Annotated in this window: 24 protein-coding genes; 16 read left to right on the top strand and 8 right to left on the bottom strand. The window is 59.6% G+C overall.

Annotated features, from left to right (window positions below; all coding sequences use genetic code 11):
• Positions 1–55 precede the first annotated feature (55 nt).
• The 5 genes from mtnC to aroC are packed head-to-tail and all read right to left on the bottom strand — an operon-like array spanning position 56 to position 4,203.
• Complete coding sequence (gene mtnC, locus BLQ41_RS14290; protein ID WP_090181817.1) at positions 56–739, bottom strand: acireductone synthase; 684 nt, start codon at positions 737–739, stop codon at positions 56–58.
• Positions 740–743: 4 nt separating this feature from the next.
• A complete protein-coding gene (locus BLQ41_RS14285; protein WP_090181815.1) occupies positions 744–1,289 on the bottom strand; it encodes a 1,2-dihydroxy-3-keto-5-methylthiopentene dioxygenase in 546 nt (181 codons plus the stop codon).
• Positions 1,290–1,309: 20 nt separating this feature from the next.
• Positions 1,310–1,936: a methylthioribulose 1-phosphate dehydratase gene (locus BLQ41_RS14280; protein ID WP_090181814.1), complete on the bottom strand. Its 627-nt coding sequence runs from the start codon at positions 1,934–1,936 to the stop codon at positions 1,310–1,312.
• A complete protein-coding gene (locus BLQ41_RS14275) occupies positions 1,933–3,099 on the bottom strand; it encodes an MFS transporter (protein ID WP_167360486.1) in 1,167 nt (388 codons plus the stop codon). Before BLQ41_RS14275 ends, BLQ41_RS14280 begins: the two co-directional genes overlap by 4 nt.
• 12 nt (positions 3,100–3,111) lie before the next feature.
• A complete protein-coding gene (aroC, locus tag BLQ41_RS14270) occupies positions 3,112–4,203 on the bottom strand; it encodes a chorismate synthase (RefSeq protein WP_090181812.1) in 1,092 nt (363 codons plus the stop codon).
• A 129-nt stretch (positions 4,204–4,332) separates the two neighbouring features.
• On the opposite strand from aroC, the gene BLQ41_RS14265 reads away from it, so the two are divergent.
• Positions 4,333–5,286 carry an alpha/beta hydrolase gene (locus BLQ41_RS14265; protein ID WP_090181810.1) on the top strand — a complete coding sequence of 318 codons (954 nt, stop codon included), beginning with the start codon at positions 4,333–4,335 and terminating at the stop codon, positions 5,284–5,286.
• A gap of 96 nt (positions 5,287–5,382) precedes the next feature.
• On the top strand, positions 5,383–6,174 hold the full coding sequence (locus BLQ41_RS14260) for a hypothetical protein (protein WP_090181808.1): 792 nt from the start codon (positions 5,383–5,385) through the stop codon (positions 6,172–6,174).
• 89 nt (positions 6,175–6,263) lie between these two features.
• Here BLQ41_RS14260 and prmB read toward each other — a convergent pair whose 3' ends face one another.
• The gene (gene prmB / locus BLQ41_RS14255; RefSeq protein ID WP_090181807.1) at positions 6,264–7,172 is read right to left on the bottom strand and encodes a 50S ribosomal protein L3 N(5)-glutamine methyltransferase; all 909 of its coding nucleotides are present in this window, start codon (positions 7,170–7,172) and stop codon (positions 6,264–6,266) included.
• Between the two features lie 239 nt (positions 7,173–7,411).
• On the opposite strand from prmB, the gene BLQ41_RS14250 reads away from it, so the two are divergent.
• The 5 genes from BLQ41_RS14250 (at position 7,412) to BLQ41_RS14230 (ending at position 10,192) form a co-directional block, all read left to right on the top strand.
• Positions 7,412–8,002, top strand: a complete 591-nt coding sequence (locus tag BLQ41_RS14250; RefSeq protein ID WP_090181805.1) for a cysteine hydrolase family protein — start codon at positions 7,412–7,414, stop codon at positions 8,000–8,002.
• A 130-nt stretch (positions 8,003–8,132) separates the two neighbouring features.
• Positions 8,133–8,453, top strand: a complete 321-nt coding sequence (locus BLQ41_RS14245; protein ID WP_090181803.1) for a hypothetical protein — start codon at positions 8,133–8,135, stop codon at positions 8,451–8,453.
• A gap of 85 nt (positions 8,454–8,538) precedes the next feature.
• Positions 8,539–9,096 carry a Smr/MutS family protein gene (locus BLQ41_RS14240; RefSeq protein ID WP_090181801.1) on the top strand — a complete coding sequence of 186 codons (558 nt, stop codon included), beginning with the start codon at positions 8,539–8,541 and terminating at the stop codon, positions 9,094–9,096.
• A 77-nt stretch (positions 9,097–9,173) separates the two neighbouring features.
• Positions 9,174–9,719 (top strand): GTP cyclohydrolase I FolE, encoded by a 546-nt coding sequence (gene folE / locus BLQ41_RS14235; RefSeq protein ID WP_003204506.1) that lies wholly within the window; start codon positions 9,174–9,176, stop codon positions 9,717–9,719.
• A 101-nt stretch (positions 9,720–9,820) separates the two neighbouring features.
• Positions 9,821–10,192: a glutathione S-transferase N-terminal domain-containing protein gene (locus BLQ41_RS14230; RefSeq protein WP_090181799.1), complete on the top strand. Its 372-nt coding sequence runs from the start codon at positions 9,821–9,823 to the stop codon at positions 10,190–10,192.
• 197 nt (positions 10,193–10,389) lie between these two features.
• Here BLQ41_RS14230 and BLQ41_RS14225 read toward each other — a convergent pair whose 3' ends face one another.
• Positions 10,390–11,556 carry an aminotransferase-like domain-containing protein gene (locus BLQ41_RS14225; protein ID WP_090181798.1) on the bottom strand — a complete coding sequence of 389 codons (1,167 nt, stop codon included), beginning with the start codon at positions 11,554–11,556 and terminating at the stop codon, positions 10,390–10,392.
• 82 nt (positions 11,557–11,638) lie between these two features.
• On the opposite strand from BLQ41_RS14225, the gene BLQ41_RS14220 reads away from it, so the two are divergent.
• The 3 genes from BLQ41_RS14220 to BLQ41_RS14210 all read left to right on the top strand — a co-directional run bounded on the left by BLQ41_RS14220 (position 11,639) and on the right by BLQ41_RS14210 (position 14,390).
• The gene (locus BLQ41_RS14220; RefSeq protein ID WP_090181796.1) at positions 11,639–12,085 is read left to right on the top strand and encodes a MarR family winged helix-turn-helix transcriptional regulator; all 447 of its coding nucleotides are present in this window, start codon (positions 11,639–11,641) and stop codon (positions 12,083–12,085) included.
• Positions 12,086–12,335: 250 nt separating this feature from the next.
• Positions 12,336–13,685: an NCS2 family permease gene (locus BLQ41_RS14215; protein ID WP_090181795.1), complete on the top strand. Its 1,350-nt coding sequence runs from the start codon at positions 12,336–12,338 to the stop codon at positions 13,683–13,685.
• Positions 13,686–13,763: 78 nt separating this feature from the next.
• Complete coding sequence (locus BLQ41_RS14210; RefSeq protein ID WP_090181793.1) at positions 13,764–14,390, top strand: LysE family translocator; 627 nt, start codon at positions 13,764–13,766, stop codon at positions 14,388–14,390.
• A 197-nt stretch (positions 14,391–14,587) separates the two neighbouring features.
• On the opposite strand, the gene uraH is transcribed toward BLQ41_RS14210, so the two are convergent.
• Positions 14,588–14,941 carry a hydroxyisourate hydrolase gene (uraH, locus tag BLQ41_RS14205; protein ID WP_090181792.1) on the bottom strand — a complete coding sequence of 118 codons (354 nt, stop codon included), beginning with the start codon at positions 14,939–14,941 and terminating at the stop codon, positions 14,588–14,590.
• Between the two features lie 434 nt (positions 14,942–15,375).
• On the opposite strand from uraH, the gene puuE reads away from it, so the two are divergent.
• From puuE to BLQ41_RS14170, 6 genes are all read left to right on the top strand, one after another.
• Positions 15,376–16,302: an allantoinase PuuE gene (gene puuE, locus BLQ41_RS14195; protein WP_090181789.1), complete on the top strand. Its 927-nt coding sequence runs from the start codon at positions 15,376–15,378 to the stop codon at positions 16,300–16,302.
• Positions 16,299–16,814 carry a 2-oxo-4-hydroxy-4-carboxy-5-ureidoimidazoline decarboxylase gene (gene uraD, locus BLQ41_RS14190; protein ID WP_090181787.1) on the top strand — a complete coding sequence of 172 codons (516 nt, stop codon included), beginning with the start codon at positions 16,299–16,301 and terminating at the stop codon, positions 16,812–16,814. Before puuE ends, uraD begins: the two co-directional genes overlap by 4 nt.
• A 90-nt stretch (positions 16,815–16,904) precedes the next feature.
• Complete coding sequence (gene alc, locus BLQ41_RS14185) at positions 16,905–17,900, top strand: allantoicase (protein ID WP_090181786.1); 996 nt, start codon at positions 16,905–16,907, stop codon at positions 17,898–17,900.
• A 152-nt stretch (positions 17,901–18,052) separates the two neighbouring features.
• Positions 18,053–18,556 carry an ureidoglycolate lyase gene (locus BLQ41_RS14180; protein ID WP_090181784.1) on the top strand — a complete coding sequence of 168 codons (504 nt, stop codon included), beginning with the start codon at positions 18,053–18,055 and terminating at the stop codon, positions 18,554–18,556.
• Between the two features lie 50 nt (positions 18,557–18,606).
• Positions 18,607–19,908, top strand: coding sequence for a urate hydroxylase PuuD (locus BLQ41_RS14175; RefSeq protein WP_090181782.1), 1,302 nt, complete (start codon positions 18,607–18,609; stop codon positions 19,906–19,908).
• 137 nt (positions 19,909–20,045) lie between these two features.
• Positions 20,046–21,404, top strand: coding sequence for a nucleobase:cation symporter-2 family protein (locus tag BLQ41_RS14170; protein WP_090181781.1), 1,359 nt, complete (start codon positions 20,046–20,048; stop codon positions 21,402–21,404).
• The last annotated feature ends 11 nt before the right edge of the window (positions 21,405–21,415 follow it).

Raw genomic sequence — 21,415 nt, 5'->3', positions numbered from 1 at the left:
CTGATACACCGCTTTCGCGGGCAAGCCCGCTCCCACAGGTTATGTGCGTCGAGGCTTAGAAATCGGAAGGGTCGATCCGCGCGAAACTGTCCACGGTCGTATGCCCCGCCAGTTCCCCGCCCTCACGGGCCAGCCCGCAAGTCGCCATGCCGGCCGTGCGCGCCGCGTCGAGTTCCTCGACGATGTCGGACAAAAACAGAATCTGCGACGGCTCGACGCCGATGGCCTGGGTGATGCGCGCATAAGACGACGCTTCACGCTTGGGCCCCGAAGTGGTGTCGAAATAGCCGCTGAACAATGGCGACAGATCCCCCGCCTCCGAGCAGCCGAAAATCAGCTTTTGCGCCTGAATCGAGCCCGAGGAATACACAAACAGTTTGAAACCTTCCTGATGCCAGCGCTTGAGCGCTTCAACGGCGTCCGGATAAACGTGGCCTTTCAACTGCCCGGCCTGATAACCCTGCGCCCAGACCATTCCCTGCAACGCCTTGAGCGGCGTGGCCTTGCGGTCTTCGGCGATCCAGCCCAGCAGAATGTCGATGACTCGCTCGACGTCAGCCTCAGGTTCATTGCTGTCCCGGCGCACGGCCGTCAGTTGCTCGGCCACATCGGCGCGTTCGGCGTGTTGGCGAACGAAGTCCGGCAAGTGCTTGGCGGCGTAGGGAAACAGCACGTCGAACACAAAACTCACCGCGCTGGTGGTGCCTTCGATGTCGGTGAGAATCGCTTTGATCGGCATCAGCTCAGTCCTCAAGACGCGGGAAGCGGCTGGCGATGTCTTCGCCGGTGAAGTTGGCCACCCAGCCTTCAGGGTTGTTGAACAGGCGAATTGCCACAAAATGCGGATGCTCGCCCATGTCGAACCAGTGAGGCGTGCCGGCGGGCACCGAGATCAAGTCGTTCTTCTCGCAGAGCACCGCATAGACATAATCGTCGATGTGCAGGGTAAACAGCCCACGGCCAGCGACGAAAAATCGTACTTCGTCTTCGCCATGGCGGTGTTCGTCGAGGAACTTGGCGCGCAATTCAGCTTTTTGCGGGTGATCGCTGTTCAGGCTGATCACATCGACCGTGACGTAACTGCGTTCGGTCATCAGCTTGTCGATCTGCTCCTGGTACGCGCCAATCACTTCTTCCTGGCTGGCGCCGGGCTGGATTTTCGCCGTGGCTTGCCAGCGGTCGAAACGCACGCCCTGCTCGGCCAGGGTCGAGGCGATGTCTTCGAAATGGGTCAACACCTTGTTCGGAATGTCAGGGCTTGAGACGTGGTAAACGGACAGGCTGCTCATCAGGGCAACTCCTTAACGGTTCATGCATTACGGTTAAAGAGCGAGCGCGTCTTCAACTCGCACTCGAACAAAAATTCAAAGGCTTCGATCTGTCGCAGCGCATCGCTCATGCGCGCGCCCCAGGTGTAGAGGCCGTGGCCGCGAATCAGGTAGCCGACACAATCCGCATGAGCCTCAAGCCAAGGCTGCACCTTGGCGGCGAGGCGCGCAATGTCCTGATCGTTGTCGAAAATCGGCACGCGCACCCGGGATTCATGGGTCGAGATACCACTGAAAGCTTTTTGCAGTTCGTAGTCTTCGAACTCGATGTACTCACCCGGGGTCAGGCGTGACAGCACAGTGGCGTTCACCGAATGGGTATGCAGCACCGCGCCGATCTCCGGGCGCCAGTTGTAAAGCTGGGTGTGCAGCAGGGTTTCGGCGGACGGCTTTTTGCCTGGTTCCAGGCTATTGCCCGACAGGTCGGTGGCCAACACATCATCCACACCGAGCTGGCCTTTGTGCTTGCCGGACACTGTCAGCAGCGCTTCGGTCGCCGACAGGCGGGTCGAATAGTTGCTGCTGGTAGCCGGCGACCAGCCGCGGCCATACAGAAAACGCCCGGCGTCGATGATTTCCTGGGCGAGGTGTTCACGGGTAAGGCTCATGGCCTGTCCTCTTGCAGTCGTGTGGCAATGATAACGGCAGCCGCCAGGGCTGCGAGGCTTGCAATACTAAAGGTCAATGTGGCGCCAAGGGCGTTCCAGCTGTAGCCGGCATATAACGCGCCCAGTGCGCCACCGGTGCCGGCCAGCGCGGCATACAACGCCTGGCCCTGCCCTTGCTGGCGCGCGCCGAAGCTACGTTGCACGAACTGGATGGCAGCGGCGTGAAAGCTGCCGAATGTCGCGGCGTGCAGCACTTGGGCAAACAGCAGCACCCACAGAAGCTCGGCGAACGAACCCAGCAACAACCAGCGCAACGCCGCCAGCAGAAAACTCGCCAGCAGCACCCGACGCACCGAGAACCGCGCGAGGATCTTGCTCATGACCAGAAACATCAGGACTTCGGCAACCACGCCGACCGCCCAGAGCATCCCGATCACGCCACGGCTATAACCGAGTCGCTCAAGGTGCAACGTCAGAAAGGTGTAATACGGACCGTGACTCATCTGCATCAGCGCCACGCACCCGTAAAACGCCAGAACCCCGGAGCTGCGCAGTTGTTTGAGAAACCCGTCCGCCGCCGGTCGTTCTCCGTGAACGGGTTCGGCGTTGGGCACCCACAAGCTGCTCACGACGATCCCGGCCATGATCAGCACCAGCGCCACCGGATAAATGTCCAGGCTCAGCCATTCGAACAACCGGCCGAGCGCGACCACGGTGATGATGAATCCGATGGAACCCCAGAGGCGGATCTGGCTGTAGCGCGACGTCTGCCCTTTCAAGTGGGCCAGGGTGATGACTTCGAACTGCGGCAATACCGCGTGCCAGAAGAACGCGTGCAAGGCTATGACCATCGCCAGCCAGGCGTAGGTCTTGCTGACGAAAATCAGCGAGAACGTCAGCAGCGTGCACACCGCACCGAAGCGCACGATGGCCAGGCGTCTGCCGGTGTAGTCGCCGAGCCAGCCCCAGATGTTCGGCGCCACGCAGCGCATCAGCATCGGGATCGCCACCAGTTCGCCGATGCGCGCGCTGGAAAAACCCAGGTGATCGAAGTACAGCGCCAGAAACGGCGCTGTCGACCCGAGCAAGGCGAAATAGAACAGATAGAAACTGGAAAGCCGCCAGTACGGGAGCGCCGCCACGTCGTCAGACCGCAGCGGCATTAAGGTCAGCCATTAAAGCTGACCCAGCACCGGCGTGCTCACACGCACGTCGGCATTCTGCCCGCGATGACGCAACAGGTGATCCATCAGCACAATGGCCATCATCGCTTCGGCGATTGGCGTTGCGCGGATGCCGACGCAAGGGTCGTGACGACCTTTGGTGATGACTTCCGCCGTGTTGCCGTGGATATCGATGGAACGGCCGGGCGTGGTGATGCTTGAGGTTGGCTTGAGTGCCAGGTGCGCAACGATCGGCTGACCCGACGAGATCCCGCCCAAAATGCCGCCCGCGTTGTTGCTGAGGAAACCTTGCGGGGTCATTTCATCGCGGTGTTCGGTGCCACGCTGGGCGACGCTGGCGAAACCGGCGCCGATTTCCACGCCTTTGACCGCGTTGATGCTCATCAGCGCATGGGCCAGTTCGGCATCGAGACGGTCGAAGATCGGCTCGCCGAGGCCCGGCATCACGCCTTCGGCGACCACGGTGATTTTCGCGCCGACCGAATCCTGGTCGCGGCGCAACTGGTCCATGTAGGTTTCCAGCTCCGGCACCTTGTCCGGGTCAGGGCAGAAAAACGCGTTTTCTTCTACCGAATCCCAGGTCTTGAACGGGATTTCGATCGGACCGAGCTGGCTCATGTAGCCGCGAATGACGATGCCTTGGGTGGCCAGGTATTTCTTGGCGATTGCACCAGCCGCCACGCGCATCGCGGTTTCACGCGCCGAGCTGCGACCGCCGCCGCGGTAATCGCGTTCGCCGTATTTGTGGTGGTAGGTGTAATCGGCGTGGGCCGGGCGGAACAGATCCTTGATCGCCGAGTAGTCCTTGGACTTCTGGTCGGTGTTGCGGATCAGCAGGCCGATGGAGCAACCGGTGGTACGCCCCTCGAACACGCCCGAGAGGATTTCGACTTCGTCGGCTTCCTGGCGCTGAGTGGTGTGGCGGCTGGTGCCGGGCTTGCGGCGATCCAGATCGCGCTGCAAATCCTCAAGGGAGATCTCCAGCCCCGGCGGGCAGCCGTCGACAATGGCGACCAACGCCGGACCATGGCTTTCGCCCGCGGTGGTGACAGTGAACAGCTTGCCGTAGGTATTGCCGGACATGCAGGACGCTCCGTGAAATGAACCTGAATACGTTATGCGCGCCAGTATACGCAGGCTACCCAAGTAGTTCATCCTCGAACCTTATGGGTGCCTGCGAGTCCAACCGGCACCTTTGTGAATGATGGCGTGATGATGCTGCGAGTTCTAGTCTTGACTCTTACCCTGTTTACCGGCTTTGCCCAGGCCACTGTCCTGCAACGCCCGATCACTCTGGATACCGGTAGCGGAGAGCTTTTCGGCTCGCTGTTGCTGCCAAAGTCCGACACTCCGGTGCCGGTTGTCCTGATCATTTCCGGCTCCGGCCCTACGGATCGCGACGGTAATAACACCGAGGGCGGACGCAACGACAGCCTCAAACGGCTGGCCTGGGTGTTGGCCAAACACAACATCGCCAGCGTGCGTTTCGACAAACGCGGGGTTGCAGCGAGCCTCGCGGCGGCGCCAGACGAGCGCAATCTGTCAGTGGAAGCCTATGTGTCCGACGCCGAGGCCTGGGCCCGCAAGCTCAAAACCGATCCACGCTTCGGCCAACTGATTTTGCTGGGCCACAGCGAGGGCGCGTTGATTGCCACCCTTGCCGCACCGAGCGTCGATGCCGCTGCGGTGATTTCCTTGTCCGGCAGCGCCCGGCCGATCGACGAGGTTATACGCCAGCAATTGAGCAATCGCCTGCCGCCGCCGTTGATGCAGCGCAGCAATGAGTTGCTCGACAGCCTCAAGGCCGGCCACACCGACGATAACGTGCCGCCACAACTGCAGGCGATTTTCCGCCCGAGTGTGCAGCCGTACATGATTTCACTGTTCCGCCAGGATCCGGCCGTGGCGTTCGCGAAGTTGAAGATGCCTGCGTTGATCATCCAGGGCAGCAATGACATCCAGGTCGGCGTGGGTGACGCCAGGATGCTCAAGGCCGCCAAACCGGATGCCGAACTGGCGGTGATCGAAGGCATGAACCACGTCATGCGCATCGTGCCCAACGATGTAAAACGGCAACTGGCGTCCTACAAGGATCCACAATTGCCACTGGCCGCCGAACTCGGCACGCGAATCCTCGGGTTTATCGACGGACTTCACACCAGTTAAACGGCTAGCCCTCCAGTCCTGAAAAAAACGGCCGATAAGCCTTTGTCGCCAGCGCTATGGCAGGCGACAAGCAGAGCTTGGACAGGACTCGCCGCGATGACAGATACCCAGACTTCACCCGACACCACCGCTGAAAAAGACGTACCGCCAGCGGTCGAGCTGCCGTGGGCGGACGTCCACGTCGAGCACCACAAGATGCTCCGCCTGGCGCCGCTGCAAACCGACCGCAACACCGGTGGCAGGCCACTGCGCTTTGTCGAGTTCGGTTACGCCGAGCGCACCAGCAAGGAATACAGCCTGATGCGCATGAGCATCACACTGCCCGGCCAGCGTGTGCGCAAAGAGCAGAATCATCTGGATGTGTGGGTCGATCACACCACCAAGTGTGTGCATTTCGGACCGGACAGCGGTCTGCAGGTCGAACCGGTCAACCGTGGCATCGGTCGGTTCATGGCCGCGCAAGGCATCACCTGGGCGAAGAAAAGATGGCCCGGCTACACCGTTGACGGCACTGACCTGAACAATAAAGATGCGCTGAACGAAGACACGCGCCTGCGCCGCGATAGCTTTCTCAAAGCGCACGGCTTTGAGGTGGTGTACGCCGACGCCCAGCATCTGAAAGGCAGCGTCAAAGAGGTTCAGGTCGGCGACCTGAAGGCTGACTGGAACAGCGAAAAGCTGCAGGTGGTGGAAATCATCGAGGCGGCGCAGATGCTTCAGCAGGCTGAGCAGAATCTGGCCGAGCAGGAAGTGAAGCTCAAGAAACACGAAGAGAAAGTCAGCAAGTACAAACGTGAAGACGCCGGGCTGCGCTTCACCATTTCGTGCCTGGTGGCGTTTGCGGTGTTTCAGGCGGGGTTGTTGATCTGGATCGCCACGCACCGTTAGATCAAGAGATCGCAGCCTCGTTGCACTCGACAGCTCCTACAGAGACTGTGTAAATCCTGTAGGAGCTTGCGATCTTTTGCTTTTAAGGGTCAGACGCGGGAAGCGAACAACGCTTGATGATCGCGGCACTGCTCTGCGGTCAACATGAACACGCCATGCCCGCCACGTTCGAAATCGAGCCAGGCGAAGTCGACTTCCGGGTACAGCGCCTCGACATGCACCTGGCTGTTGCCCACTTCAACAATCAGCAAGCCCTTCTCGGTCAAATGATCCGCCGCTTCGGCGAGCATCCGTCGCACCAGGTTCAAACCATCATCGCCACAGGCCAGGCCCAATTCCGGTTCATGCTGGTATTCGTCCGGCATGTCAGCAAAATCTTCCGCATCGACATAGGGTGGGTTCGACACGATCAGGTCGAAACGCTGACCCGGCAAACCGTCAAAACCATCACCTTGAACGGTGTACACCCGCTCATCCACGCCGTGACGCTCGATGTTCTGGTTGGCCACCTCCAGCGCTTCGAACGACAGGTCGGCCAGCACCACTTCGGCCTTCTGGAACTCATAGGCACAGGCGATGCCGATGCAACCGGAACCGGTGCACAAGTCGAGAATGCGTGCAGGTTCGGCGCCCAACCAAGGCTCGAAACGTTTTTCGATCAGTTCGCCAATCGGTGAACGCGGGATCAGTACGCGCTCGTCGACGATGAACGACATGCCACAGAACCAGGCCTCGCCCAGCAAGTAAGCGGTGGGAATGCGCTGTTCGATACGACGCTTGAGCAAGCGTTGCAGATTGACCACCTCGTCCTCTTCCAGATTGCAGTCCAGGTAGCTGTCGGCGATTTCCCACGGCAAGTGCAAGGCACCGAGCACCAGTTGACGGGCTTCGTCCCAAGCGTTGTCGGTCCCATGGCCGAAAAACAGATCCTCCCCATGGAAGCGGCTGACGGCCCAACGGATATGGTCACGCAGGGTACGAAGGCGGGAAGTGATCACGGGGGTAGACTCCAGAAAAAACGACTGGCGATTCTAACAGCCAAAACGCGCCACGACGACGCGGGAAAAATACCGGATCAGATGTAGGACATATCCATTTTTGCCGGTGGCTATTGAACAAAATGTGCATCTTGACAAGGCTGCACGCCAGCAACGACGGCGTTTGCGATAGTAGCGATTCACAGAACCGCTCAGCCAGAGGACAATGTCGCAAAAGCCCCACTCCAAGGAGCCCCAGAATGTCCGTTCCAAAAACGATGTTTCAACTCAGCGGCCGCGGTTACGCAGCAGCCAATCTGGGTCACGCGACCCTAGTCATCATCGATGCCCAGAAAGAATACCTCAGTGGTCCGTTGGCCCTGAGCGGCATGGATGCTGCCGTCGCGAACATCAAGCAACTGGTCGCCGCTGCCCGCGCGGCGGGTCGGCCGATTGTGCATGTGCGTCACTTGGGTACCGTGGGTGGTCTGTTCGATCCACAAGGCGAACGCGGTGAGTTCATCCCGGGGCTTGAGCCGCAGGGCGATGAAACCATTATCGGCAAGCTGTTGCCGAGCGCGTTTCACGGCACCCAATTGTACGATCGACTGCAAGAACTGGGCTCCCTGGACCTGATCGTTTGTGGCTTCATGAGTCATTCCAGCGTGAGCACCACCGTGCGCGCGGCGAAAAACCTGGGCTTTCGCTGCACGTTGGTGGAAGACGCCTGCGCGACCCGCGATTTGCCCTACAAGGGTGGCGTACTCACGGCCGAGCATGTGCAGCACACGGAAATGGCGATCATGGCGGATAACTTCGCCACCCTCGCGCTGACTCACGACCTGATCTGATCGGCCTCGGTGAGCGGTCGATACCGCCGCTCATCCACAAAAGCCTCTCATTTGCTGCAATTGACTTAGCCTCAGGAACATCCCGGACAACTCCCGGTCGAAGGGCCGATACCCATTGAGGAAGGTCGGAATGAAGTTATCCGATGGTTTTGATGCACGCCGCCTGCGGCCCAAAGGGCAACGCAACTGGCGTTTTCGATTCGGCGCCGCGTTTGCGGCCTTGCTGGCAACCTGCGGTGTGTTGCTAGCCATGGCTGGCGCCGCCAGCCTGCTGGGTCGCCCACCGGCCCTTGGCGAGCTGAATGCCAGCCCGCTGGGCTCGGCGATCATTCTGGCCGTCGGCCTGTTTGTGCTCTATATCGGTGTGTGGTTGTGGCGCCGCTGCCGTCGCCGTTCGCGCCAGTCGCGAGAGCTGAACATATCCCCGCACCTGATGAAAAAACACGACTGAATCCAGGCCCGCCCTTTGGTGGGTCTCAATTGTTATGGATAGCGCCCCGACTTGGGTAAACTGGCCGCCCTTCGCGGAGGCTGACATGCAAGACGACGATTTTTCCCTGTTCAAAAGTGCGATCCAAGGCGTCAAGCCGATCAAGCACGATCGCGCCGACACCGGCAAACCCAAGGCCGACCGCGCGCAAATCGCCAAGTTGCGCCAGGCCGCGACCGTTCGCACCGACGCCACCACGGTTGATGGCTTGTCCGATCAGTTCGTCATCGACGTCGGCCCGGAAGACGAGTTGATGTGGGCGCGCGACGGCGTTCAGGAAAGCCAGATGCGCAAGCTCAAGATCGGACAGATTCCGTTCGAAGGCAGCCTGGACCTGCATGGCATGACCGTGGAAAAGGCCCGGGAAACCCTCTGGGCGTTTCTGGCCGAAGCGACCAAATTCGAAATCCGCTGTGTGCGCGTCACCCACGGTAAAGCCGTGCGCCTGGACGGCAAGCGGCCGATGATCAAAAGTCACGTCAACACCTGGCTGCGCCAGCATTCCCAAGTGCTCGGTTTCACCTCGTGCCAACCCAAGCACGGTGGCGCCGGCGCCGTTTATGTGATGCTCAAACGAACCATGATGGAAGGCCGCGACGAGTAAAGCTGTCGCTTCACGCTTGCAGCGCCGTGTCCGCCACCGTACCCTTGCCCTTTGCGAAAATCCCCACAGGTAGTTTCATGTCCCTGGAACAGAATTACACCGCGATTCTCGGCCAATTGGGCGAGGACGTCTCCCGCGAGGGCCTGCTCGACACGCCAAAGCGTGCCGCCAAAGCCATGCAGTACCTCTGCCGCGGCTATGAACAGACACTGGAAGAAGTCACCAACGGTGCCTTGTTCAGCTCCGATAACAGCGAAATGGTGCTGGTCAAGGACATCGAGCTCTACTCGTTGTGCGAACACCACCTGTTGCCGTTCATCGGCAAGGCTCACGTCGCCTACATTCCGAGCGGCAAAGTGCTGGGCCTGTCGAAAGTCGCGCGGATCGTCGATATGTACGCCCGCCGCCTGCAGATCCAGGAAAACCTCAGCCGCCAGATCGCCGATGCGGTCCAGCAAGTCACCGGCGCCTTGGGCGTTGCGGTGGTGATCGAGGCCAAGCACATGTGCATGATGATGCGCGGTGTGGAGAAACAGAACTCGTCGATGATCACCTCGGTGATGCTGGGTGAGTTCCGCGAAAACGCGGCGACCCGCAGCGAGTTTCTCAGCCTGATCAAGTAACCCGCAGCGCGAAGAAAACCGGCATTCATCGCCGGTTTTTTTTCGCCCGTGAAAATCAGGTAAGCTGCGCGCCTTCTGCTTGCCCCTGTGAGGCTTATACCGTGTTCGTAAAAGCGCTTCGTGTCGGCCTTGGCCAACTGATCATCTTCATCGACTTCATCACCCGTCCAGGCAAGAAACAACGTCCTGCCGAGGTTCAGGCCCAGGTCAACACGGCGGCCAAGACCCTGACGCTGTATCAGTTTCACGCCTGCCCGTTCTGCGTGAAAACCCGCCGCACCTTGCGCCGCCTGAACGTGCCGGTGGCGTTGCGTGATGCGAAAAACAATGAACAGGATCGCCAGACCTTGCTGCAACAAGGCGGCAAGATCAAAGTGCCGTGCCTGCGCATTGAAGAGAATGGGCAGACCACCTGGATGTATGAGTCCAAGGTGATTATTGATTATCTGGATAAGCGATTTGCTGCGGCCTGATTTATTGGGGTTGTTTGAACTGACGCCATCGCGGGCAAGCCCGCTCCCACAGTGGATTTGTGGGGTGTGGGAAATCGATATTCAACACTGATCCCTGTGGGAGCGGGCTTGCCCGCGATGAGGCCCGCACAGACACCGCAAGTCCCAGACAAAAATAAACCGGCCCATGGGCCGGTTTATTTGTTTCTACCCTCCCCTCATGCCGCTTTCGCCGCGTAGGCCTGGCGTATCACCGCTGCCAATCGACTGAGCCCTTCGTCCAGCCGCGCCGGGTCGATGTGGCTGAAGTTGAGCCGCAGGTGCCCAGGATTGTTGTCCGGATCGGGAAAGAACGGTTCGCCCGGCATGAACGCGACATCCGCCGCCAGCGCAGGCTTGAGCAATGTCCGGGTGTCCATCGGTTGTTTGAGCGTCAGCCAGAAAAACAGCCCGCCCTGCGGCACGTTCCAGTCCGCCAGATCAGCAAAATGCGTTTCCAGCGAACACTGGAAAGCATCCCGACGCACCCGATAGAAATCTCGCAACTCGCGCAAATGGTGGTCGAATTTCTCAGTGCCAATCCATTGCAACGCTTGCCACTGCCCCACGCGATTGGTGTGCAGATCCGCCGACTGCTTGAGTTTCAACAAGTGCGGGAACAGGTCCGGGCTGGCAATCAGGTAACCGACTCGCAAGCCTGGCAATAGGGTCTTCGACACCGTGCCGGTGTATATCCAGCTGCTCTTTTTCAGGCGACTGACAATCGGCATCGCACTGCCGCCATCGAAGGTCAACTCACGGTATGGCTCGTCTTCGATCAAGGTCACGCCGAATTCATCCAGCAACGCCGCCACCGCATCACGCTTGGCTTCGCTGTAGCGCACCGCCGACGGATTCTGGAACGTCGGGATCAGATAGATAAACGCCGGACGATGTTTTTCCAGACGGGCACGCAATTGCTCCAGGTCAGGGCCATCCGCCTCCAGGGGCACGGTGATGCAGTCCGCGCCGAACAACTGGAAAATCTGCAACGCCGCCAGATAGGTCGGCGCTTCCAGCAAGATTTCGGTGCCTTTATCGATGTACAACTTGGCCGCCAGATCGAGGGTTTGCTGGGATCCGCTGACCACCAGGACCTGACTCGCTAAGCACGGTACGCCCAGCGCCCGCGCCTCGGCCGCCAAGGCTTCACGCAGCGCCGGCTCGCCCTCACTCATGCCGTATTGGCCCATCGACAGCGGCATGTCGGCCCACTCGACTTTTGGCAGCATGGCTTCGGCCGGCAAACCGCCAGCGAACGACATCACTTCCGGGCGCTGGGCGGCGGCGAGGATTTCTCGGATCAAAGAACTTTTAAGGCGCGAGATACGTTCGGAAAAAGCCATGGGAGTCACCGGTAGCGAGGCCTGAGGAAAATGAGTCAAACTGGTTGACCGAAATTACGACAACTCCAACGGAAACGTCAACATGCTTGACCTTAAAAACCCCGGCGCCCAGCAACAAGCCATGGAAGCGTTTTTCTTCGGCTACCAGGCGTTCACTGCAAAGGCTGACGAAATGCTTGAGCGCCGCGGCTTGAGCCGGGTGCACCAACGCATTGTGTTTTTTATCGCCCGCTACCCGAACCTGAGCGTCAAGGAGTTGCTGGCCTTGCTCGGAGTGACCAAGCAGGCGCTGAACATGCCACTGCGTCAGTTGGTGGAAATGCATCTGGTGAACAGCGTCTCGTCCGAGACCGACAAGCGTAAGCGGCTGCTCGAATTGACCGAGGATGGCGCGCGATTCGAACAGTCGCTGCGACGCGAGCAGGTGAAATTGCTCGAGCGGGTGTTTGCCGAGACCGGGGAAGCGGCGGTGGACGGTTGGTTGGCGGTGAACCTGGCGTTGGGGCAAACCCAAGCGCTCGCGGACTGAGCTGACTGCCTGCAGGATTTGCATCAACTGCTCGCGAAGGCCTCCTTTCAGGCGATATATCCCTATCGCCAAACTTTTCGTCTACAAGATCAAAAACATTATTTGCTTTATTTGTATACAAAAGCATAATCCACTTCGTGCGAGTTCCTGACCAACCGGTCAACAAATTCGCAAGTGCCTCAAAGGGCCGCCGCCACCCTCATGGGTCCGGCCCTGGAAATAACAATAAAACTCTTGAGGAGTACTCGCTGTGGAAAGCCGCAAATCCGAAGCCCCGACGCTGGAACTCTCGCCGCCGTTACGCAATGGCTGGCTGGAGCGCATCTTCAAACTCACCTTGCATGGCACCACGGTGAAGACCGAGCTGATTGCCGGTCTGACAACCTTCATCACCATGGCCTACATCATCTTCGTCAACCCCAACATCATGGCTGACGCGGGGATCGATCATGGCGCCGCGTTCGTCGCGACTTGCATCGCCGCGGCATTGGGCTGCCTGCTGATGGGCCTGTACGCCAACTGGCCCGTCGGCCTGGCGCCGGGCATGGGCTTGAACGCTTTCTTCACCTACACCGTTGTCGGCACCATGGGCTACAACTGGGAAACCGCCCTCGGTGCGGTGTTCGTTTCCGGTGTGTTGTTCATGATCCTGACCTTTTCGCGGATTCGCGAATGGCTGCTCAACAGCATCCCGGTGAGCCTGCGCTTCGCCATGGGTGCCGGCGTGGGTCTGTTTCTCGGGTTGATCGGCCTGAAAACCTCCGGCATCGTCGTCGATAGCCCGGCTACCTTGATCAAGCTCGGCTCCCTGCGCGAACCCGGCCCGCTGCTCGCCGCCATCTGCTTTCTGATGATCGCCGTGCTCAGCTACCACAAAGTCTTCGGTGCGATCCTCATCAGCATCATCACTGTGACCCTCGCGGGCTGGGGCCTGGGCCTCGTCCACTACGAAGGCATCATGTCGGCGCCGCCGAGCCTGGCGCCCACCTGGATGGCCATGAACATTGCCGGCGTGTTCAACGTCAGCATGATCAGTGTGGTGCTGGCGTTCCTCTTCGTGCACATGTTCGACACCGCCGGCACCTTGATGGGCGTCGCCCAGCGCGCCAACCTGGTGAACGCTGACGGCCGGATCGAAAACCTCTCCCGCGCCATGAAAGCCGACAGCGCGTCCAGTGTTTTCGGGGCAATGGTCGGTGTGCCGCCAGTCACCAGCTACGTGGAAAGTGCCGCTGGTGTAGCCGCTGGTGGTCGGACTGGTCTTACCGCAGTGACCGTAGGTGTGCTATTTATTGCGGCGATGTTTTTCGCACCGCTGGCTGGCATGATTCCCGCTTACGCAACCGCCGGTGCGCTGATTTATGTGGCGATGCTGATGATGGGCGGCATGAAGCACATCGAATGGGACGAAGCGACGGACAGCATTCCGGCGATCGTCACCGCGATCATGATGCCGCTGACCTTCTCGGTCGCCGACGGTATCGCACTGGGCTTTATCACTTACGTGGTGCTCAAGGCGTTCACCGGTAAGCACAAGGAAATTTCCGTCAGTCTGTGGGTGCTGTGCGCGATCTTCATCGCCAAGTTCGTTTTCTTGTAAGCCGCATACGATTCAAAAACAGGATTCAAAACAGCCTCACCCCGTCGGGTGGGGCTTTTGCACAAATGGAGGAAAGTGATGAGTCTGGAAACCTGGCTGCTGTTCAGTGGCGCTGCGCTGGTGGTGATCCTGATCCCGGGTCCCCTGTCCTTGCTGATGATCAGCAACAGCCTGAATTACGGCTTGCGTCGTTCATATCCGGCGTTTCTGGGGGGCGTGATTGCCTCGATCTGCTTGCTCAGTGCTTCGGCGTTGGGGCTGGGCGCGCTGTTGTTGGCGTCGGAACAGTTGTTCAGCGCCCTGAAAATCGTCGGCGCGTTGTACCTGTTCTACCTCGCCTGGCAGAGCTGGCAGCAATCGCGCCAGCCATCGGTGGGCGCTCAAGTGCCCCAGGCTGCGCCACTGCCACGCTTTCGCGCACTGTTCGGGCGCGCGTTCGTGCTAGGCGCGAGCAACCCGAAAGACATCCTGTTCTTCGCCGCTTTCCTTCCACAGTTTTTGAATGCCGGGCAGCCGTTCCTGCCGCAGTTGCTGGTGATGATTGCGACCTGGACCGTGCTCGATCTGCTGTGCAAATTGGCTTACGGACTAGGCGCTCATGGTGCGGCTCGGTATCTGCGCAGTGGCAAGGGCCAGAGCTGGTTCAACCGGGTCAGTGCCGGGTTGTTCAGTGGTGCGGGGGCTGCGTCGTTGTTGAGTCGATAAGAGCAAAAGATCGCAGCCTCGTTGCACTCGACAGCTCCTACACGCAGACGCATGCCCTTGTAGGAGCTGTCGAGTGCAACGAGGCTGCGATCTTTTGACTTTCCAACAGGCAAAAAAAAGCCCGCAGTGTGAGCGGGCGAAAGACCAAAGAAGCTATATGCGCAGTCGCTTCCAGGTTGAGGCAGCTGCTTGGGGGATCAGCTGCCGCGGTACGTGGAATAGCTGTACGGCGAAATCAGCAGCGGTACGTGGTAGTGATCCTGTTCGGCAGAGATGCCAAAACGCAGCACCACCACATCCAGGAACGCCGGCTCCGGGAGCTGAACGCCACGGGCGCGGTAGTAATCGCCCGCATGAAACTGAACCTGATAGACCCCGGAACGGTAGTCATCGCCTTGCAGCAACGGTGCATCGACACGGCCGTCTCTGTTGGTGATTGCGCTGGCAACCAATTCCAGCTGCGAGCCTTCAACGCGGTACAACTCGACCTTGATCGAGCTGCCCGGGCAACCGTGTGCAGCGTCCAAAACGTGTGTAGTCAAACGTCCCATTGATTCTGCGCGCCCGTCTGCAAAGAGCAGTCAGGCCTCGCGCCTCCCGAAGTCAGTTGAAAAGGAGACCGCACCGATTCGGAGCACGAAACGTTGCGGCGAGCGACTGATTAAGACACTTTTCAAAAAAATTGTACACAATAAAAACGACATTTTTGCAGCCAGTCCCGCCATTGGCGATTTCAAAGTGAATCTGAAGCAAAACCATGCTCTCAGCGGACCTCCCATCCATTACCTGACCAACTGGGCAAGTTTCTTGCAGTAGCATGAGAAGATGACAGTTCATCAAAAATGCAAAAAATCAGGCTTACAAAGTGAATATAAAGTTGTATACAATCAGTCCATCGCTGTGACGCCAGCCTGTCATCTCATCGCCAGGCCGCCACACCACCCTGACCTTGAACACGTCGTCACGAATAAGAAGGAAGACTGCAGTGAGCGCTGACTACCCACGCGACCTGATCGGTTACGGCAGTAACCCTCCTCACCCCCACTGGCCGGGCAATGCCCGCATCGCCTTGTCGTTCGTACTCAATTACGAGGAAGGCGGCGAGCGCAACATCCTGCACGGCGACAAAGAGTCTGAAGCCTTCCTCTCGGAAATGGTTTCGGCCCAGCCGCTGCAAGGCGCGCGCAACATGAGCATGGAATCCTTGTACGAGTATGGCAGCCGTGCCGGCGTCTGGCGGATTCTGAAACTGTTCAAGGAATTCGACATTCCGATGACCATCTTCGCCGTGGCCATGGCCGCCCAGCGCCACCCGGAGGTGATCCGCGCGATGGTCGATGCCGGCCACGAGATCTGCAGCCACGGCTATCGCTGGATCGACTACCAATACATGGACGAAGCGCAGGAACGCGAGCACATGCTCGAAGCGATCCGCATCCTCACCGAACTCACCGGCGAGCGGCCGCTGGGCTGGTACACCGGCCGCACCGGTCCGAACACTCGTCGACTGGTGATGGAAGAAGGCGGTTTCCTCTACGACTGCGACACCTACGACGACGACCTGCCCTACTGGGAACCCAACAACCCGACCGGCAAGCCGCACCTGGTGATCCCGTACACCCTGGACACCAACGACATGCGCTTCACCCAGGTCCAGGGTTTCAATAAGGGCGACGATTTCTTTGAATACCTCAAAGACGCGTTCGACGTGCTGTACGCCGAAGGCGCCGAAGCGCCGAAGATGTTGTCGATCGGCCTGCACTGCCGCCTGATCGGCCGTCCGGCGCGCCTGGCGTCGCTCAAGCGCTTTATCGAATACGCTAAAAGTCATGAACAGGTGTGGTTCAGCCGCCGTGTCGACATCGCGCGCCACTGGCACGAAACCCACCCGTACCAAGGGGCTGCCCAATGAGCACCTTTCAAACACTGAAACCCTCGACCCTGAGCCGCGACGCGTTCGTCAAAGCCTTCGCCGACATCTACGAACATTCGCCATGGGTGGCCGAAAAGGCTTTCGACCTGGGCCAGGACGCCTCGATCGACGAGATCGAAACCCTGCACCAGCGCATGAGCGACATCCTGTTGAGCGCCGATCACGAAAGCCAACTGGCCCTGATCAACGCTCACCCGGACCTGGCCGGCAAAGCCGCCGTCCAGGGCCAACTGACCGAAGCCAGCACCAATGAACAGGCCGGCGCCGGTATTCACCAATGCACGGCCGAAGAGTTTTCTCGCTTCACCGAGCTGAACGACGCCTACAAGGCCAAGTTCAAGTTTCCCTTCATCATGGCGGTAAAAGGCAGCAACCGGCATCAGATCCTCGCGGCGTTCGAAACGCGCATTCACAACTCGGCAGATACCGAATTCAAATGTGCGCTGGCTGAGATCAACAAGATCGCCCTGTTCCGATTACTGACCCTATAAGCGAGCCTGGTCCGAGTGTTCTTAAACGCGAAGAAACACCCAGGGCCTCGCAAGCATCCCAAGCCAACTTATTAAAGGCAGACAAGAAGAATGAAAGCTTACGCCGTACCTTTCGAGAAGTTCGTCAACCTGGCCGACGCCCGCCTGGGCACCAAAATCATTTCGGTCACCGATGACTGGTTCGCTGATGCCAACCGCCTGTTCCAGCCGACTCCGGCTGTGTGGAAAGAAGGCGTGTTCGATGACAACGGCAAGTGGATGGACGGCTGGGAATCGCGCCGCAAGCGCTTTGAAGGCTACGACAGCGCCGTGATCCGCCTGGGCGTACCAGGTTCGATCAAAGGCGTGGACATCGACACTTCATTCTTCACCGGCAACTTCCCGCCGTCGGCCTCCCTGGAAGCGTGCTTCCTGGCCTCGGGCGAACCGGACGACAACACCCAGTGGACTGAAGTGCTTTCCGCTGTCGAGCTGCAAGGCAACAGCCACCACTACCACGAAATCAGCAATGACCAGGCCTTCAGCCACTTGCGCTTCAACATCTACCCGGATGGTGGCGTGGCCCGTCTGCGTGTCTACGGCATTCCGTTCCGCGACTGGTCTTCTGTCGGCGACAACGAACAAGTCGACCTCGCCGCTGCCCTCAACGGTGGCCGCGCCCTCGCCTGCTCCGACGAACACTTCGGTCGCATGAGCAACATCCTCAACCCGGGCCGTGGCATCAACATGGGCGACGGCTGGGAAACTGCACGTCGTCGCACCCCGGGCAATGACTGGGTGATCGTCGCACTGGGTCATGCCGGCGAGATCGAAAAAGTCATCGTCGACACCTTGCACTTCAAAGGCAACTACCCGGACACCTGCTCGATCCAGGGCGCGTTCGTGAAGGGCGGCACCGACAGCCAGATCGAAACCCAATCGCTGTTCTGGCGCGAATTGCTGCCGGCGCAGAAACTGGAAATGCACGCCGAACACACCTTCGCCGAGCAGATCAAAGCCCTGGGCCCGATCACCCACATCCGCCTGAACGTGTTCCCGGACGGTGGTGTGAGTCGCCTGCGTGTATTGGGCAAGGTCGCTAAATAACGACCGAACGCCAACCCCTGTAGGAGCTGGCGAAGCCTGCGATCTTTTGATCTTCAAAAGCAAAAGATCGCAGCCTGCGGCAGCTCCTACAGGGATCGCGCAAGACGCGCGAGCGATGTGAACCGAAAACGAATTTGGAAAAGAAGACCAGCATGCGCACACTGACGATTGAACCGCTGACCAAAGAAGCCTTCGCCCCTTTCGGTGACGTGATCGAAACCGACGGCAGCGATCACTTCATGATCAACAACGGTTCGACCATGCGCTTTCACAAACTGGCGACGGTGGAAACCGCCACGCCAGACGATAAGGCGATCATCAGCATCTTCCGCGCCGACGCGCAGGACATGCCGCTGACCGTCAGCATGCTGGAGCGTCACCCGCTGGGCAGCCAGGCCTTCATTCCGCTGCTCGGCAACCCCTTTCTGATCGTGGTCGCGCCACTTGGCGATGAACCTGTATCAGGCTTGGTCCGCGCCTTCGTCACCAACGGCAGGCAGGGCATTAATTACCATCGCGGCGTTTGGCACCATCCGGTGCTGACGATCGAAAAGCGGGATGACTTCCTGGTGGTTGATCGCAGTGGCACAGGCAATAACTGCGATGAGCATTTTTTCAAAGAGGATGAGCGTTTGATCCTTGCCCCCCACCAATAAGAGAAGGTCCGAACACTCGACAACAGAGTGACGGGCGAGAGGTAAAGACTGTGGAAGCACATCTGTTGGAATGGCTGAACCTGAGCGTGCGCTGGGTTCACATGATTACTGGCGTGGCCTGGATCGGTGCGTCGTTCTATTTCGTCTGGCTGGAAAACAACCTCAATCGGGTCAACCCGAAAAGCGGTCTGGCCGGTGATTTGTGGGCGATCCACGGCGGCGGTATCTATCACCTGGAAAAATACAAACTGGCCCCACCGACCATGCCGGACAACCTGCACTGGTTCAAATGGGAAGCCTACTTCACCTGGATGTCAGGCATCGCGCTGCTGTGTGTGGTGTTCTACTCCAACCCGACGCTATACCTGCTGGCACCCGGCAGCACCCTGAGCGGTCCTGAAGGCGTGGCCATTGGTATTGGCTCGCTGTTCATCGGCTGGTTCAGCTACTCCTTCCTCTGCGACTCGGCCCTGGGCAAACGCCCTGCCCTGCTCGGTGCAATCCTGTTCGTGCTGATCATTGGCGCCGCTTACGGCTTCAGCAAAGTGTTCAGCGGTCGTGGTGCTTATCTGCACGTCGGCGCGATCATCGGCACCATCATGGTCGGCAACGTGTTCCGGATCATCATGCCGGCGCAACGCGCACTGGTGGCAGCGATTGCCGAGAACCGCACGCCCGATCCGGCGCTGCCGGCCAAAGGCCTGTTGCGTTCGCGGCACAACAACTACTTCACCTTGCCCGTGCTGTTCATCATGATCAGCAACCACTTCCCGAGCACTTACGGCAGCCAATACAACTGGCTGATCCTGGCCGGGATCGCGGTGCTGGCGGTGTTGGTGCGTCACTACTTCAACACCCGTCATGACAGCCACAAGTTTGCCTGGACGTTGCCGGTGGCAGCGGTCGGCATGATCTGCCTGGCTTACGTGACAGGCCCGGCGCCGATGTCCAGCGCTCCTGAAGTGGCCAAGGCGCCTGGCACCATCGAGTACCAGCCGCTGCCGGAAACCGCCCTCGGTGGTGGTGCCAAACCTGAAGCCGCGAAACCTGCAGCTCCGGCTGCCGCACCGGCCCAGGCGTCGAACCAGGGTCCTGCGTTCGACAAGGTGCACAGCGTGATTCAGGAACGTTGCGCGGTATGCCACTCGGCCAAACCGACCAGCCCGCTGTTCAGTGCCGCACCGGCCGGCGTGATGTTCGACACCCCCGAGCAGATCCGCCAGAACGCAGCACGCATCCAGGCGCAAGCCGTTACCAGCCAGATCATGCCACTGGGCAACATCACCCAGATGACCCAGCAGGAACGTGACCTCATCGGTGCGTGGATTGTTCAGGGAGCTTCAACCAACTAACCGTTGAAAAGCATCGCAGGCAAGCCAGCTCACACAGGATTCAGGTGATCCCTGTGGGAGCGGGCTTGCCCGCGATTGGCCGCGCTGCGGTCTACCTGATGCACAAATCACAAGAATAAAAAGATCCGAGGTGTTGCATGTCCGAGCTATCCGAAGCGCGCATCCCCGACGCACCCGCTATTCAGCGATTGCCCCTTTTGCAACTGATTCTGGTTGGCCTGCAACACGTTCTGCTGATGTACGGCGGCGCCATCGCAGTGCCTCTGATCATCGGACAGGCCGCCGGCCTGAACCGTGAAGAAATCGCCTTCCTGATCAACGCCGACCTGCTGGTAGCCGGGATCGCCACCATCGTGCAGTCGCTGGGCATCGGCCCGATGGGCATTCGCATGCCGGTGATGATGGGCGCCAGTTTCGCCGCGGTGGGCAGCATGGTTGCCATGGCCGGCATGCCGGGCATCGGTCTGCAAGGGATCTTCGGAGCGACCATCGCCGCCGGTTTCTTCGGCATGATCATCGCGCCCTTCATGTCCAAAGTCGTGCGTTTCTTCCCGCCCCTGGTGACGGGCACCGTGATCACCTCGATCGGTTTGTCGCTGTTCCCCGTGGCCGTTAACTGGGCCGGTGGCGGCGCTGGCGCGGCTCAATTCGGCTCACCGGTTTACCTGGCCATTGCCGCGTTGGTGCTGGCCACCATTTTGTTGGTACACCGCTTCATGCGCGGATTCTGGGTCAACATTTCCGTGCTGATCGGCATGTGCCTCGGCTACGTGATATGCGGGCTGATCGGCATGGTCGACCTGAGTGGCATGGCCCAGGCGCCATGGCTGCAGATCGTCACCCCGTTGCACTTCGGCATGCCAAAATTTGAACTCGCACCGATCCTGTCCATGTGCCTGGTGGTCGTGATCATCTTCGTCGAGTCCACCGGGATGTTCCTTGCGCTGGGCAAGATCACCGGCCAGGAAGTTTGCCCACGCATGCTGCGGCGCGGCTTGCTGTGCGATGCCGGCGCCTCGTTCTTCGCCGGTTTCTTCAACACCTTCACCCACTCCTCTTTCGCGCAGAACATTGGCCTGGTGCAGATGACCGGCGTGCGCTGCCGCTCGGTGACCATCGTTGCCGGTGGCTTGCTGGTGGTGTTGAGCCTGCTGCCCAAAGCGGCGTTTCTGGTGGCGTCGATTCCGCCAGCGGTGTTGGGCGGCGCAGCGATTGCGATGTTCGGCATGGTCGCCGCCACCGGCATCAAGATCCTTCAGGAAGCCGACATCGGTGACCGTCGCAACCAGTTGCTGGTGGCGGTGAGCATCGGCATGGGACTGATTCCGGTGGTGCGACCGGAATTCTTCGCCCACCTGCCGTTGTGGATGAGTCCGATCACGCACAGCGGAATCGCCATGGCGACCTTGAGTGCGCTGTCGCTGAACCTGCTGTTCAACATCCTCGGTGGCAAAGAACGCGCGGCCATCAACGACTGCGCCGCTCACCCGCATTAACCGGAAAACAC

The organism is Pseudomonas arsenicoxydans (assembly GCF_900103875.1).
In the GTDB taxonomy this organism is placed as follows: Bacteria; Pseudomonadota; Gammaproteobacteria; order Pseudomonadales; family Pseudomonadaceae; genus Aquipseudomonas; species Aquipseudomonas arsenicoxydans.
This window is presented reverse-complemented; position numbering and strand designations above follow the sequence as displayed.

What these genes read in the sequence shown, in the direction of transcription:
- mtnC (WP_090181817.1), bottom strand. Translation starts at nt 739, where the DNA reads ATGCCGATCAAAGCGATTCTCACCGACATCGAAGGCACCACCAGCGCG.
- BLQ41_RS14285 (WP_090181815.1), bottom strand. Translation starts at nt 1,289, where the DNA reads ATGAGCAGCCTGTCCGTTTACCACGTCTCAAGCCCTGACATTCCGAAC.
- BLQ41_RS14280 (WP_090181814.1), bottom strand. Translation starts at nt 1,936, where the DNA reads ATGAGCCTTACCCGTGAACACCTCGCCCAGGAAATCATCGACGCCGGG.
- BLQ41_RS14275 (WP_167360486.1), bottom strand. Translation starts at nt 3,099, where the DNA reads ATGCCGCTGCGGTCTGACGACGTGGCGGCGCTCCCGTACTGGCGGCTT.
- aroC (WP_090181812.1), bottom strand. Translation starts at nt 4,203, where the DNA reads ATGTCCGGCAATACCTACGGCAAGCTGTTCACTGTCACCACCGCGGGC.
- BLQ41_RS14265 (WP_090181810.1), top strand. Translation starts at nt 4,333, where the DNA reads ATGATGCTGCGAGTTCTAGTCTTGACTCTTACCCTGTTTACCGGCTTT.
- BLQ41_RS14260 (WP_090181808.1), top strand. Translation starts at nt 5,383, where the DNA reads ATGACAGATACCCAGACTTCACCCGACACCACCGCTGAAAAAGACGTA.
- BLQ41_RS14250 (WP_090181805.1), top strand. Translation starts at nt 7,412, where the DNA reads ATGTCCGTTCCAAAAACGATGTTTCAACTCAGCGGCCGCGGTTACGCA.
- BLQ41_RS14245 (WP_090181803.1), top strand. Translation starts at nt 8,133, where the DNA reads ATGAAGTTATCCGATGGTTTTGATGCACGCCGCCTGCGGCCCAAAGGG.
- BLQ41_RS14240 (WP_090181801.1), top strand. Translation starts at nt 8,539, where the DNA reads ATGCAAGACGACGATTTTTCCCTGTTCAAAAGTGCGATCCAAGGCGTC.
- folE (WP_003204506.1), top strand. Translation starts at nt 9,174, where the DNA reads ATGTCCCTGGAACAGAATTACACCGCGATTCTCGGCCAATTGGGCGAG.
- BLQ41_RS14225 (WP_090181798.1), bottom strand. Translation starts at nt 11,556, where the DNA reads ATGGCTTTTTCCGAACGTATCTCGCGCCTTAAAAGTTCTTTGATCCGA.
- BLQ41_RS14220 (WP_090181796.1), top strand. Translation starts at nt 11,639, where the DNA reads ATGCTTGACCTTAAAAACCCCGGCGCCCAGCAACAAGCCATGGAAGCG.
- BLQ41_RS14210 (WP_090181793.1), top strand. Translation starts at nt 13,764, where the DNA reads ATGAGTCTGGAAACCTGGCTGCTGTTCAGTGGCGCTGCGCTGGTGGTG.
- uraH (WP_090181792.1), bottom strand. Translation starts at nt 14,941, where the DNA reads ATGGGACGTTTGACTACACACGTTTTGGACGCTGCACACGGTTGCCCG.
- uraD (WP_090181787.1), top strand. Translation starts at nt 16,299, where the DNA reads ATGAGCACCTTTCAAACACTGAAACCCTCGACCCTGAGCCGCGACGCG.
- alc (WP_090181786.1), top strand. Translation starts at nt 16,905, where the DNA reads ATGAAAGCTTACGCCGTACCTTTCGAGAAGTTCGTCAACCTGGCCGAC.
- BLQ41_RS14180 (WP_090181784.1), top strand. Translation starts at nt 18,053, where the DNA reads ATGCGCACACTGACGATTGAACCGCTGACCAAAGAAGCCTTCGCCCCT.
- BLQ41_RS14170 (WP_090181781.1), top strand. Translation starts at nt 20,046, where the DNA reads ATGTCCGAGCTATCCGAAGCGCGCATCCCCGACGCACCCGCTATTCAG.